The 15,496-nt window shown below is 56.0% G+C and carries 1 protein-coding gene; it reads right to left on the bottom strand.

What is annotated here, in order from left to right:
* Positions 1-11: 11 nt before the first annotated feature.
* Positions 12-15,473, bottom strand: coding sequence for a non-ribosomal peptide synthetase (locus tag EDM57_RS23880; protein WP_281274219.1), 15,462 nt, complete (start codon positions 15,471-15,473; stop codon positions 12-14).
* Positions 15,474-15,496: the final 23 nt, after the last annotated feature.

Here is a 15,496-nt window from a genome sequence, read left to right as displayed (position 1 = left end):
AGTTCATCCCCCTATCTTTTCTTGAGCTTGGCGAGAACCTTGTTCAACGCCGTTTGACTCAGATCTGCATCCTCGAAGTCTTCGGGTCTGTAGTTTTGTTTCTCCGCATGGATCAGTGAACGCAAGGCATCCGTGTAATGCCGGGCGAATGTTTCGATGCTCGCCTCGCTATACCGTGTCTCGTCGTAGAGGAAACTTACACCCAGCTTGCCTTCTGTGACGGCCGCCACCACGTCGATCAGGTGGGCCCGCTTGTTGTCTGGTGCGTTGTTGGAGCCTCTGTTTTCTCCTTCTGCGAATCCGAACAGAGAATCTGTCTCTGCCGCTTGATGGAACTGCCCCAAATAGTTGAAGCTGATCGGCGCTTGCGGAATCGCCTTGAGCTTTTCGACCACCTCGTCGTCCGAAGCGATGTAGCGCAGAAGGCCGTAGCCGAGACCTTTGTTTGGAATTTGTTGCAGCTTCTCTTTGACGCGTGCCAGTGTATCTTCCAACGACATGGTTTGGTCCAGCTGGATCAGGAGCGGATACATCGACGTAAACCAGCCGACGGTTCGGGAAAGATCGACATCCTCGAACAGTTCTTCGCGGCCGTGACCTTCCAGGTTGACCAGCAGAGAGTGCTCGCCTGTCCATTTGGCGTAGGCCAAAGCCAGCGCCGTCAGCAAAATATCGTTGATCTGCACGCGGTAACGAGCGGGAACTTTTTGCAAAAGCGCATCTGTCTCTGCTTCCTCCAGAGAGATCGTCAATGTCTGGCAGTTTTCTTCGATATTTCGCTCCCTGTCATCGACTGCCGGGGCATGGGCAGCCATCTCGTCCGCTGCCGCGAGCCAGTATGTGCGGTCGGCCAGCATGCGGTCGGATGCGGCGTACTCGCGCAATTTTTCCGCCCATGTTTTGTAGGAGGTCGTCTTCGCCGGCAATTGAATCTCTTTTCCGTTCGCAGCTTGCATATATGCCGTTTGCAGGTCCTCGATCAGCACGCGCCACGAGACACCGTCTACGACCAGGTGGTGAATGACAATCAGCAAACGGCCAGGTCGATCAAACCCGAGGTCGAAGTAGACGACCTTCACGAGCGGCCCGTTCGCCAAATCCAGGCTCGCTTGTGCCTGCTGCGCGAGCTTTTCGATCTTTTTCGCATGCTGGGCTGGCGGGAGCATGGACAGGTCTTCCACGCTGAGCGGCACATCTGCATCGACATCTGCATACGCCTGCTTCCACTGTCCCTCCGCATAGGTGTAGCGCAGGCGAAGCGCGTCGTGGTGTGCGAGCAGGTGGGCGACGGCTTGCTGCAAAGGCTCTTCCTCCAACGGTTCGTTCACGCGAAGCAGCATGGATTGGTTCCAGTGATGCGGTGATGGCTGTTCTTGCTCGAAGAACCAGCTCTGGATCGGCAAGAGCGGAACGTCGCCTGTCACTTTGCCTTGTTCGACTGTAATTTTTTGGTTTTTTTCTGCAACCTTTGCCAGCTCTGCAATCGTCTGATAATCAAACAACTGCTTTGGCGTCAGATGAATTCCGGCTTTGTTCGCGCGGGCGACGATCTGAATGCTGAGAATCGAATCGCCTCCCAGCTCAAAAAAGTTATCGTGAATGCCGATGCGATCCATACGCAGGACGGCGCACCAGATGTCCACCAGCTTTTGCTCGATCAGGCTCGTAGCTGCCGTAAACGAGCTATCCTCCTGGCTGCGTTCAAAGACGGGCTCGGGCAACGCTTTGCGGTCGACTTTTCCGTTTGGCGTAAGCGGCAAGGCATCCAGCATGACAAACGCAGCCGGCACCATATAATCGGGCACATGCGCTTTGAAGTGCTGGCGCAGTTCTGCTGGCTCAAGCCCTTGCTCCGCTTCCTTGACGACGTAAGCGACGAGCTGTTTCATGCCCGGCTCGCTCTCGCGGACAACGACCACCGATGCGGCAACCGCAGGGTGTTTGGCAAGAACCGACTCCACTTCACTCAGTTCGATGCGGAATCCGCGAATTTTCACCTGGTTGTCGATCCGGCCGATGAACTCGATCAGGCCATTTGGCAGGTAGCGCACCAGGTCGCCTGTGCGGTAGAGACGCTCCTTTGGATCGGACGAGAACGGATTTGGCACAAAGCGCTCTGCCGTCAAGTCAGGGCGATTCAAATATCCGATTGCCAGACCGTCTCCGCCGATGTACAGTTCACCCGTCACGCCAATCGGAACCGGCTGCATGTGCCGATCCAGCACGTAGACCGTCGTATTTTTGATCGGTCGGCCAATCGGGAAGGACTGGAACGTCTCCGGCAGTTCCGTAACCGGATAGCAGCAAGTAAACGTCGTGTTTTCCGTTGGCCCGTACCCGTTGATAACCGTCAGCCCTGCGATTTCCAGCGCTTTTCTGACGTGGGCTACAGAGACGACATCGCCGCCTACCAGCAGTTGGCGAACTCCCGCCAAATACTCCTTGTGATGATCGACCAACAGCGTAAACAACCCGGCTGTCAACCAGAGCGTCGTCACTTTGTGCGTCCGGATCGCTTGTGCGATGTCCGCGAGCGAAGGCAGCTCAGGCGGCAGCAGTACCAGCTTCGCCCCGTTCAGGAGGCTGCCCCATATTTCAAACGTCGCCGCGTCGAACGACACCGTAGATGCTTGCAGGAAAACGTCTTGCTCCGTAATCGTTACATAGTCGGTTTCCTTGACCAGCCGGACAATGCCGCGATGCGGGACAAGTGTGCCTTTTGGCAAACCGGTAGAACCGGATGTGTAGATGACGTAGGCGAGACTTTCCGCTGTCGTGTCAAGAGCAGGCGCAAGCTCGCTCTCCTTGGCAATCGTTGCCCAGTCGCGGTCCAGGCAGATCGTCGTCCGCTCTCCTGCTGGCAAGGCTGACAGCAGTTGTTCCTGCGTGAGCAATACCGTAAGTTGCGCGTCGTTCATCATGTACGCCAGACGTTCCTGTGGATAATCGGGATCTAACGGCACATAGGCCCCGCCAGCTTTAAGAATGCCTAGCAATCCGATCAGCATATCCAAAGAACGCTTGACGCAGATCCCGACGAGCGAGCCTGAGCGCACCCCTTGTTTTTGCAAGTAATTGGCCGTCTGGTTGGCCCGTTTCTCCAGTTCGGCATAGGTGATCGCCCGATTTTCCGATACGACCGCGATGCGCTCGGGATATGTCCGCGCTGCTTCCTGGAACAATTGGTCGACCCGTTTCGTCCGCGGGTAAGCTGTCGCTGTATCGTTCCATGCCACAAGCAGTTGTTCGCGCTCATCCTGCGCAAGTAGCGGCAACCGGGTGATGGACTGTTCCGGCATCTGCACGACTGCCTCCAGCAATTGCGTGAAATGCTTGGCCATGCGCACAATCGTCGCTTGATCGAAAAGAGCCGTGCTGTATTCAAAAGTAGCCGTCAGCCCGCTCGCCTTTTCTGCCATGGTCAACGTAAGATCGTACTTGGCCGTGACGAGATGCTCGTCCATATCGAATTCCGCCAGTCGGATTCCCGCTTTTTCGCTCACATCAAGCTGGAAGTTTTGCAGGACAAACATCACCTGGAACAGCGGCGAGTAGCTGAGACTGCGCTCCAGCTCCAACTCGTCAATCAGCTTTTCAAACGGCAAATCCTGGTGGGAAAATGCTTCAAGCGCCGTCTCCCGCACTCTTGCCAGCAAATCGCGGAAGCTCGGTTCTCCTGACAAATCTGTGCGCAGCACCAGTGTATTGACGAAAAAGCCAATCATCTGCTCTGTCTCTTGTCTGGTCCGTCCAGCGACAGGGCTGCCGACGAGAATATCCTCCTGCCCGCTGTAGCGGTAGAGCAACGTCTGGAAGGCTGCCAGCAGCGTCATGAACAGCGACACGCCTTCTTCCCGGCTGAACGTGTTCAGCTTCGACTGCAGTTCGTCTGACAGCGCAATCGTGTACATCGCCCCCTCATGGCTTTGCACGGCGGGACGCGGACGATCTGTCGGCAAGGCCAGCAGCGGTTCGGCACCCGCGAGCTTGTCTTTCCAGTACGCCAGTTGCCCGGTGAGTACGTCGCCTTTCAGCCACTCCCGCTGCCAGACCGCGTAATCGGCGTATTGCAGCGGCAACTCGTCCAAATGAGGCTCTGCTCCATAAACAAACGCTTCGTACAGCGCACGCATTTCCTGGATGAAAATGCGGATGGACCAGCCATCGAAAATAATATGGTGCATATTGAACAGGAAGACGGACTCTTGCTCTGTCAGGCGAATCAAAAGCGTGCGCCACAGCGGACCTTTGCTCAGGCAGAATGGCGTTGCGGCTTCCACGCCCGCCAAGCGGTGCGCTTCTGCTTCCCGCTCATCTGCCGGCAAGCCGCGCAGGTCGATGACATTCAGCGTCCATGCCAGCTCGGGATGAATGACTTGCACGGCTTTTCCATCCACATCGCCAAAGGTTGTCCGCAGGCTTTCGTGGCGCCGGATCAGCGTCTGCATGCTCTTTTCCCATGCCTCGATATGCAAATCTCCGAGCAAGCGCACGGCGGACGGGATGCTGTACAAGGTGCTGTCTGGCATCAGCCGGTCGAGGAACCACAGGCGCTGCTGCGCAAAAGACAGCGGCAAATGACGATCCCGCGAAACGGGGCTGATCGCTGCTTCCGTTTTTTCCGGCAACATTTCGCCGAGTGTTTCGCACAGCTTGGCAACGGTCTGGTTTTCGAAAATGGCGCGGATCGGCACGTCTTTCGCAAATGTTTCACGCAGACGGGAAATGACCCGCGTCGCCAGAAGCGAATGTCCGCCCAACTCGAAAAAGTTGTCGTGGATTCCGACTTGCCCGACACCAAGCACGTCCGACCAGATGTTTGCCACCATCTCTTCCGTCTCGTTGCGCGGCGCTGCATAGTCTTGAGTAGAAACTGTCTGACTCCACTCTGGCTCTGGTAGCTGCTTGCGGTCGATTTTGCCGTTTGGCGTAAGCGGCATGGCCTCCAGCCAGACGAAGACGGACGGAACCATGAATTCCGGCAGCTTTGCTTTTGCCCAGGCAGTCAAGACTGCACTCTCTTCTCTTTTTCCATCCGCTTCTGTCAGGTAGGCCACGAGACGTTTTTCTCCCAGCTTGTCCTCTCTTGCCATGACCACCGCTTCCTTGACCGCCGGATGGGTGCGCAGTACAGCTTCCAGCTCTCCCAGCTCGATCCGGTAGCCGCGAATTTTCACCTGATGGTCCAAGCGGCCCAAATACTCGATTTGCCCATCTGGCAAGTAGCGCACCAGATCGCCGGTTCTGTACATGCGCGCATGCGGATCAGGGTGGAACGGATTGGGAACAAAGCGCTCTGCCGTCAACTCCGGACGGTTCAGGTAGCCGCGGGCCAGACCGTCGCCGCCAAGGTACAGCTCCCCTGGCAAGCCAAGCGGCACAGGCTGCAGACTGGCGTCGAGAATGTACGCTTGCGTATTGGACAGCGGACGGCCAATCGTCGGCTCTGTCTCGGCTCCTTTTGGCACCTGCACATACGTGGAGTAGGTCGTATCCTCCGAAGGACCGTACAGGTTGAAAACTTTTTCCACATGCTCCAGCGCATACAGGCTTTGCGCCAACGTGTTCGGCAAAGGCTCCCCGGCCAGGTTGACTACCCGAACGCTTGAAGGAATGGCATTCATCCGCACCAGTTCCTTGGCAGCAGATGGTACGGTGTTTACCAAAGTCACTTCGTTTGCTGCCGGCAGGTTTGGCAGGTGCAAGGCGTTGTCAGCCAGAATCACTTTGCCGCCGCAGCTTAACGTCACGAAAATCTCATAGACAGACAAGTCGAAGCAGATCGAGGTGGAGGCGAGCACACCGCTCATCTCTTCCGCCGAAAAGACCGTTTTCGCCCAATGGATGAAGGCGATGACGCTGCTGTGCTGGATCGCCACCCCTTTTGGCAGACCTGTCGAGCCAGACGTGTAGATCACGTAGGACAAGTTCGTTGGCTTAGCCAGACTCGGCAGGTTGTCTACGCGCTGCGCTGCTGCGATGCGCTCCCAGTCGCGGTCCAGGCAAATGACCCTGGCAGCATGGTCAGGCAGCATCGGCAGCAATCGTTCTTGGGTCAGGACCACCGCCGCTTGCGAATCGTCCAGCGTGTAGCCGATTCTGTTTTGCGGGTAGGCCGGATCAATCGGCACGTACGCCCCGCCTGCCTTGAGAATGCCGAGCATGGCGACGATCATCTCTGTCGTGCGCTCCATCAGGACAGCAACCAATACTTCCGGCCCGATCCCCTGTTCGCGCAAGTAGCGAGCCAACTGGTTTGCCCGTTCGTTCAGCTCTCTGTACGTCAGGCGCTCTTCCCCGACGACCAGCGCCACTGCATCGGGCGTTGCCGCTGCTTGCGCTTCCACCAACTGGTGAATCACGACGTCGCGCGCGTACTCCGCTTCGGTCGCATTCCATTCCACCAGCAGCTTGTGGCGTTCCTCGTCTGTGATGATCGACAGCGCAGCGAGCGGTTCCTGCGGTTGAAGCATGATGACCTCAAGCGCTCTGCTCAACTGAGCCAAAACTCTGTCGATCGCCTCTCGCTCAAATCGCCCTGTCTCATAAATCAGTTTGAGCAAAAGCTCTTCGCCAGGGGCGACGACGAGTGTCAGCGGATAGCTCGTCTGCTCGACTGCCTTGACTTCCCCGAGCCATACACCGGAATCGGACTCGGCACTTGTGCCGGACAAGTAGTTTTCAAAAACGAAAATGCTGTCAAACAACGACTGTCCGCGCGGCACCTCGCTCCAGCTCTGGATGTCTACCAGCGGCGTAAATTCGTACTGGCGCATCTCGCTTTGGGCCTGCTGCAAATCGTGCAGCCAACTGATGACGTCCGTCTGCTCCGGCAAAAGCACACGCACTGGCAACGTGTTGATAAACAGTCCGACCATCGATTCGGCTCCGGTCAAATCGGCCGGGCGTCCCAGGCTGGTTGCCCCAAACAACACTTCAGCTTCGCCAGCATAACGGCCAAGAATCAGTGCCCAGGCACCCTGGACCAATGTATTCAGCGTCAACTGATGCCTTCGCGCAAAGGCGTGGAGCCGCGCAGTCGTCTCCTTCGTCAAGACGAGTTTGTGGTCGGCGTACTCTTTTGGCTGTCCGGCGCTTCCGCCCGCTTTGCCCATCGCAAGCGGAGTCGGAACGCTAAAGCCCCGCAAATAATCGCGCCAATACTGCTCGGCTGCCTGCAGATTTTGCCGCTTCAACCAGGCGATATAAGCAGAGAACGGAGGAATCGCTGGCAGCTTTGCTTCACGCCCTTGGCGCGCTGCCTGATAAAACGCCAGCCAATCGTTAAATACAATCGGCGTGCTCCACCCATCCAGAAGCATGTGATGGAAGCTCCAAACGAACTGGCTGGTGTTGGCATTAAGGCGAATCAATGCCCAGCGCATCAGTGGCGGACGGGCAAGATCGAAACCGCGCTTGCGATCCTGCTCCAGATACGCTTGCAGGCTCGCTTCCTGCTCCGCTTCTGTCAAATGACGCCAATCCAGTTGCGTGACATCCGCTTTGACGTGCGTATGGACGACCTGATGCGGCTTCTCCAGTCCGCTCCAGAGGATCGACGTGCGGAGAATCGCGTGACGCTCGACGACTTTTTGCCAAGCTTCCGCAAACAGCGCCACATTTACATCGTTCAGCTTCAAAGCCAGTTGCACGACGTAATCCCCGCCTGTCTGCTCGTACAAGGAGTGGAACAGCATTCCCTCCTGCAACGGCGTGAGCGTGTAGACGTTTTCGATCCGGCGATTTTTTCCGATGAACTTGTCCAGGCTCTTCTGATCGAGCTCAGCCAGCGGGAAATCGGAAGGAGTATAGCCCCCTGCTTCTTCTGTGCGGCAATGGGCAATGATCGCTTGCAGCGCTTGTACGTAGCGACGTGCGAGCTTTTCCACTGTGCTTTGTTCGTACAGGTCGCCGCTGTACGTCCAGGTCATTTCCAACTGATCTTGTGTCACCATGCCAAGGAAGTCGAGCTTGTGCAGACGGGTTTCCTCTTTGCCCTGATTGGAAGCGGACCAGTTCGGGATCATCTGGAACAAGGCGGCATCAGCCGTTTGCGCTTGGCCAAACTGTCCCAGGTAGTTGAAGCTGATCTCCGGCTGCGGCAAGGCCGTTAAACGTGCGACTGTTTGCCCGTCGTTGCTCAGATAACGGTGAATGCCGTATCCAATGCCTTTGTCGGGAATGGCGCGAAGCTGTTCCTTGATCGATTTCAGCATGTCTCCCCATGCCATCTCCGGCTTTGCTTCCAGCAAGACCGGGTACATGCTCGTAAACCAGCCCACAGTCCGGGAAATGTCCACGCCATCGCTGATCGCTTCCCGTCCGTGCCCCTCAACGGCAACGTAGAGCGTCTCTTGGCCCGTCCAGTCGGCAACCGTTCGGGTCAAGGCGCTGAGCAGGACATCGTTTATCTGGGTGCGATAAGCAGCCGGCACTTCTTGCAGCAGGGCGCGCGTCTCGTCCACACTCAGCTTCGCCTTCACTTGTACCGCCAGACCTTCCTTGTTTGTGCCTGTCGGGTGATCCACAGGCAGCGGGCATATTTTTCCGGTGTCAAGCTGCATCCAGTAGTCGTCGACCTTGCTTTGCCGGGCGAACTGTACCAATGCCTCCGACCAGCTTTTGAACGAAGTCGTTTTTCGAGGCAACTCCAGCTTTTGCCCAGCTTTCAGTTGCTGATAGGCGGTTTGCAAGTCTTCCAGAATAATCCGCCAGGAAACACCATCGACTGCGAGATGGTGAATGACAATGAACAGACGCTGCTCACTGCCGAGCTGGAAGTATGCGGCGCGATGCAGCGGCCCTTTTTCGATGTCCACACTTCCCTGCAGTTCGTCCGCGATGGCCTGCATCCGGGCTTCGCGATCCGCTTCGGGAACGGACGACAGATCGATCACTTGCAGCACGTCTTCATCCGCGATCGCTGCGTGATACGGTTTCCGCTTTCCGTCGACGTATGGAAAACGCAGGCGCAGCGCATCGTGGTGAACAGGCAGCGCGGCAAAAGCTTTTGCCAGGAAAGTCGCATCCAGTTTTTCCCGGACAGCCAGCATGACCGACTGGTTCCAGTGATGGAGATCGCGAATCTCCTGCTCAAAAAACCACATTTGAATCGGCGTAAGCGGCAGCTCGCCAGTTACGACCCCTTGCTCCGCCTGCTGTGGAGCGTCCTCCACAACTACAGCGCTGGCAGCCAGCTCCGCCAATGTTTGCGCGTCAAACAAATGCTTCGGCGTCAATTTCAGCCCCGCCTGACTGGCCCGCGAGACAATCTGAATCGTCAAAATCGAGTCTCCGCCAAGCTCGAAAAAGTTATCGTGAACCCCGATCGACTCTACCCCGAGAACTTCTTGCCAAATTTCAGCCAGCTTGCGTTCCGCTTCTGTTTGCGGCGGGACATGGCGGCCTTCCCACTCCGTTTGCGAGACATCGGGTCTTGGCAATGCACGACGGTCTACTTTTCCGTTTGGCGTAAGCGGCAGAGCATCCAGCAGTACGATTGCATACGGCACCATGTAGTCCGGCAGCTTCTCCTTCAGCGACTGACGCAGCTCGCCCGTCAGGATCGCTTCGCCTTCGTGAAGCACGACATAGGCGACCAGCCGCTTCATCCCAGGCGTCACATCTTCCCTGACGACCACCACGGCCTCCAATACTGCCGGATGCGTGTACAGCGCTGTTTCAATTTCGCCAAGCTCGATCCTGAACCCGCGAATGCTTACCTGATTGTCGGCACGCCCGATGAACTCCAGGCTGCCATCCGCTCCATAACGGACCAGATCGCCCGTGCGGTACATGCGCTCACCGGGGACCGGGGAAAACGGATTCGGCACAAAGCTGGCTGCTGTCAGGTCTGGCCGGTTCAAATAGCCGCGCGCGAGACTTTTTCCGGCAATGTACAGCTCCCCGACTACACCAGTAGGTACAGGCTGTCTGTTTTCATCGAGTACATACACCGCCACGTTGTCAATCGGCCGCCCGATGGAAGGGGCAGACGCCCGCTCTCCGCCAGCAGGCACGACGCCCGCTGTCGCGACGACGGTATTTTCGGTCGGACCGTATTGGTTCACGAGCGTAAACGGCACATCTGCAGTCGGGTACTGGTGCAGCTTGTCGCCGCCTGTCAGCATGTAGCGCAGCGCTGTTTTGTTCGGCCATTCCAAAGCAAGCAGGCTCTCGGCCAGAGGGGTTGGCAAAAAGCTGATCGTGATCGCGGATTCGACGAGCCAATCCCGCAGCTTTTCCGGCATGAGACGAATCTCTTCCGGCGGCTGGCAAATCGTCGCCCCTGCCGTCAAATACGGCCAAGTCTCCCATACCGAAGCGTCAAAAGCCGTTCCGGCAATTTGCGAGGCCCGATCCCCGGCAGTAACGTTGTACGCCCGTTGGTGCCAGTAGACCAGATTGAGCAGCGACCCGTGCTCGATCTGCACCCCTTTTGGCGTACCCGTTGAACCGGACGTATAGATGACGTAGGCGAGTTGCTCCGCTTTTGTCGTGATGGCTGGCGCAACCCGGCTCTCTTGGGCAATCTCCTGCCAATCCCTGTCCAGGCAAAGATACGCCGCAGCGCTTTCCGGCAATGCCCCAAGCAACCGCTCCTGGGTCAAAACCAGTGACATTTGCGCATCGTCCATCATGAAAGCGAGTCGCTCACGGGGGTACGCCGGGTCCATCGGGACATAAGCGGCCCCTGCCTTGAGGATCGCAAGTTGACCGATCAGCATTTCAATCGAACGCTCTACGCAAATCCCGACCAGATCCTCGGCGCCAATCTTGCGTTTCAACAAGACGTGCGCAAGCTGGTTGGCCTTCGCATCGAGTTCTGCATAGGTGATCGCTCCCTCTTCGCCGATCACAGCAAGCTGCTCGGGAAACTCGCGTGCCATGCAGGCGACCAGTTCGTGGACATTCCGCTCGCAGGAATAAGCAGCTTCGGTCCGGTTCCACTCGACGAGCATCCGGGTTCGTTCCGCATCACCGAGCAGCGGAATGGACGTAAGCTTTTGCCCTGGCTGGGCGGCAACAGCTTGCAACAGATGGCAGAAATGCCCCGCCATACGCTCAATGGTCGAACGGTCAAACAAATCCGTGCTGTATTCAAACACACCCTTGAACCCGCCGTCTTCCGCTTCGATCATCGTCAGCGTCAAATCGAATTTGGTCGTCTGGTTGAGCTGGACTTCATCCGGTGCAATCGCCAGCGTCTCGCCTTCGCGTACGCCTGTCGACATCCCCTGCAGAGCGAACAGCACCTGGAACAGCGGGGAATAACTCAGACTGCGCTCGATTTGCAGTTCATCCACCAGTTTTTCAAAAGGCAGGTCCTCGTTGGCAAATGCATCAAACGCCGTCTCACGCACACGCCGCAACAATTCCACGAATGACGGGTCGCCGGACAAGTCGGTACGCAGAACCAGCATATTGACGAAAAATCCGATCAGGTTTTCGATTTCCTGCCGATTGCGTCCGGCCACTGGCGTCCCAATCAATATGTCTGTCGTATGCGTATAGCGGTACAGAAAGCTTTTGAACGCCGCAAGCAGCGTCATGAACAGTGTCGCACCTTCCTTGCGGCCCAGTTCGCGCAGCTTTTGCCCCACTTCACCCGACACGAAAAAGGAAAGATTGTCGCCGCGATAGCTTTGTACGACCGGACGCGGCCGATCTGTCGGCAGCGGCAACAGCGGTTCGCTGCCAGCCAGTTTCTGTTTCCAGTAGCCAAGCTGCTTTTCCCATACGTCGTTTTGCCCTTGTTCCCGCTGCCATATCGCATAATCGCGGTACTGGATCGGCAAGTCAGCAAGCGGCACCGCTTCTTTCTTGAGCAATGCTTCGTACACCGTGCTCAGTTCGTTCACCAGTACATCCATCGACCAGCCGTCCGCGATGATATGGTGTACATTCAGCCAGAGAATGGACTCTTGCTCCGCCAACCGGATCAACACGGCACGCATTAACGGCCATTGATCGAGCTGGAATGGTGTTGACGCGTCTTCTGCCGCCATCCGCTTCCACTCCGCGTCTTTTTCCGCTGCCGGTTTGTTGCGCAGATCCATCACGCCAAGCGACAAGTGCACATCTGTATGGATTACCTGAACGGCGCGCCCGTCTACGTCGATAAACGTGGTGCGGAGCGACTCGTGCCGTCTGATGATTTCATTCAAAGCGCATTCCAGCACTTGCGCATCCACTTCACCTCGCAGCCGGAATCCGACCGGAATGTTGTACATGGCGCTGTTCGGGATGAGCCGATCAAGGAACCAGAGACGTTGCTGCGCGTAGGAGAGCGGCCACTCGTCCGAAACAGTGAGTGGGCGCGGCTCGATTGCGCTTAGCTTCACGACCTCCGCTCCCTGGCGCAGGAATTGAATCCGCTCGGCAAGCTCAGCTACCGTCTGATAAGTAAAAATCTCCCGCATCGTAAGCTGAACCTGAAACAGCTTCGCTGTCCGCGACAGCACTTGTGTCGCCAAAAGCGAGTGACCGCCCAGCTCGAAAAAGTTGTCGTGAATCCCGACTCGCGTTACAGCGAGCACTTCCTCCCAGATGCGGGCAAGCAGTTCCTCAATCGGGTTGCGCGGCGCACTGTACGCGGTGCCCGTATTCACGCTGCCGTCAGGGAGAGGCAAGGCTTTGCGGTCAATTTTTCCGCTGGAGGTCAGCGGAAACTCTTCCATCTGGATAAAATGGGACGGCACCATGTACTCGGGCAATGTTTGGCGAAGCCATTCACGCAAGGACGAAACGTTCCACATTTTGTCCGCGATGAAATAGGCGCACAAATACGCTTGACCGTTATGATCGGTATGGGCCACAACAACCGCATCGCGAATCGAATCTTCCAGGATCAGTTGGCTGCGAATTTCGTCCAGCTCAATCCGATAACCGCGAATTTTGACCTGATGGTCGATGCGGCCAAGGTACTCGATGTTCCCGTCAGGGCGATAACGAGCCAGGTCGCCAGTCCGGTACATGCGCTTGCCCTCCGCAAACGGGTGAGGGACGAACTTTTCGTTGGTCAGCTCTTCGTTGTTCAAATATCCTCTCGCCAGGCTGGCTCCGGCGATGCACAATTCACCAGGGACGCCGATTGGCTGCAACTGCCCGTGTCTGTTGACGATATGCGTCTGAATATTGGCGAGCGGCTTTCCGATCGGCACAGAAACTTCCCGAAAATCCCGCGTCAGAGAGAACTTCGTGGCATAGATCGTCGATTCCGTCGGGCCGTAGATGTTCTCCAGCATGACGTCTGGCAGTGCCTCGTAAACTTTTGCCACCAAATCGGACGGCATGGCCTCCCCGGCGGCGAAAATGTACCGCAGCTGGTTGGCTTGCTCGCGGTCTTGCACATAGTCAACAAACGGAATGAGCATGGACGGGACGAAATTGACATGCGTTACGCCATGGCGCACAATCGCTTCCCAGATTTGCGCCGGTTCCTTCTCCGCGCCGGGATCGAGAATGACCAGTCTGCCGCTGCCCAACATCCAGCCGAATATTTCTGCGACGGACACGTCAAAGGTGTAGGTCGTCTTCAGCAAATACGCATCGTTTTCCAGCAGCGGGTATTCCTCGTGCAGGGCAAAGAGGATGTTGAGCAGACTTGCATGCTCGATCATGACCCCTTTTGGCTTGCCAGTCGAACCGGATGTATAGATGACGTAAGCCAGATTTCCCACATGCGCTCTGCACGGCGGATTGTCCGCCACGCCCTGGTAAAACTCTTCCGCCTCCAGATTGATGATCCGCTCAGGAAAATCAATCGTCTCAAGGAAGCGCTTGGTCGTCAGCAGCCATTGACTTTTGCTGTCCTGCAAAATGTATTCAATCCGTTCCTTCGGATGGGCGGGATCAATCGGCAAATAGGCTCCGCCCGCTTTCAAAATCGCCAGAATGCTAATCAGCATCTCCGCCGAACGTTCGACAAGCAGGCTGACAATGCTCTCCGGTCCGACGCCTCTGACCCGTAATACAGCAGCGAGTTGATTGGCCTTGTCGTTTAATTCGCGATAAGAGACCGTTTGTTCGCCGATTACCAGCGCAACCCGGTCCGGATTTTGCTCGGCACGCTCTTCAAAAATTTGATGAATCAATTGATTAACAGGATAATGGCGATTCGTATCGTTAAAGGAATGAAGCTGCCGATGTTTCTCTGCCGGGTCCACTACTTCGAGCTGCTGCAAAGGAATGTCCGGGTTGTCTGTGACTTGTGTCATAATCGTCGTGAGTTGTTGACTGATGTGCATGAGTTGTTCTTCTGTCAGGCAAGAAGCATTGTAAATGTACTTGATCGTGATGACGTCGTTCGGAGTAACCATTACGTTCAAATCGTAGTTGGTTTGTTCAAATGCAGTCAGATGAGTGAGGGTAAAATCCTGGTTGTATTGGTTTAAGCGGGCCAGAAACTCTTGGCCCATCGGATAGTTTTGGAAGAGAACAATATGATCGATCAAATTTTGCTTCCCTTGGATGTCAGCCAAGGAAAGATAATGGTATTTTTCCAGCGAAAGCGACTCGTCCTGCACTTGCTTCACCAGGTCAGCAAACGTTTGCCGCTCGCTCGCCTGGACACGGACAGGCACGGTGTTAATGAACAGTCCCACCATTTGCTCAACGTGCATAACTTCGCTCGACCGCCCGGAGACAACCGATCCGAAGATGATGTCATCCGTGTTGCAGTGCCGTTGCAGCATGAGCCCCCAGATCGTGCGGAAAAGATTGTTAACCGTCACTTGCAATTGCTTGGCGAGCCTGTTCAATTCGCCTGTCAGTGCCTCGTCAATCGCAAAGACAAATTCCGCTTGCCTGTATTTGTGGCCGACGCCCTGCTTTTGCAAAAAGCTGCTGGGCTCATAGCCGCTTATGTACCTCGCCCAGTTTGCTTTTGCTTCTTCGGCATCCTGCTCCCCGAGCCAGCTGATGTACGCGCTGTAGGGGTATACCGGGCCAAGTTGGACTGGCTGCCCTGCATTCAATTGCTGATAGATTTGAAAAAAGTCATTCAGCACAATCGGAATGCACCAGCCGTCCAGCAAAATATGATGGTGACTCCAGAAAAGCGTATACGAATCGGATGAAGTCCGGACAAGCGCAAGACGAATGAGCACGTCTTTTGCCAGATCAAAGCCTTTCCTGCGATCTTTGCTTGCAAAGTCCTCCAGAAAGGCGTCTTGCTCATCGGGGTTCAGGTGGGTAATGTCCACCACCTGAACCGTTGTCTTTCTTTCCTTGAGCACAACCTGTCGAGGCTTCTGTACTTTTTCAAGGAGAAAAACAGTGCGGAGAATATCGTGTCGCTCGATCAGTGCGTTCAAGCTTTGTTCCAGGATAGCTGGATCGATGAGCCCTTTGATCGTGAACCGGAATTGCTCAAAATAGGACTCGGTTTCTTCGTCCAGGAGGGAATGAAACAACATTCCCTCTTGCATAGGAGATAACGGATAGATATTGTCGATCTTATTCCTTGACACGACTGCTCTCCTCCTGATTCCAG

It is taken from the genome of Brevibacillus gelatini (assembly GCF_003710935.1).
GTDB lineage: Bacteria > Bacillota > Bacilli > Brevibacillales > Brevibacillaceae > Brevibacillus > Brevibacillus gelatini.
The sequence above is the reverse complement of the archived record's forward strand: the minus strand, read 5'-3'. Positions and strand labels throughout refer to the sequence as shown.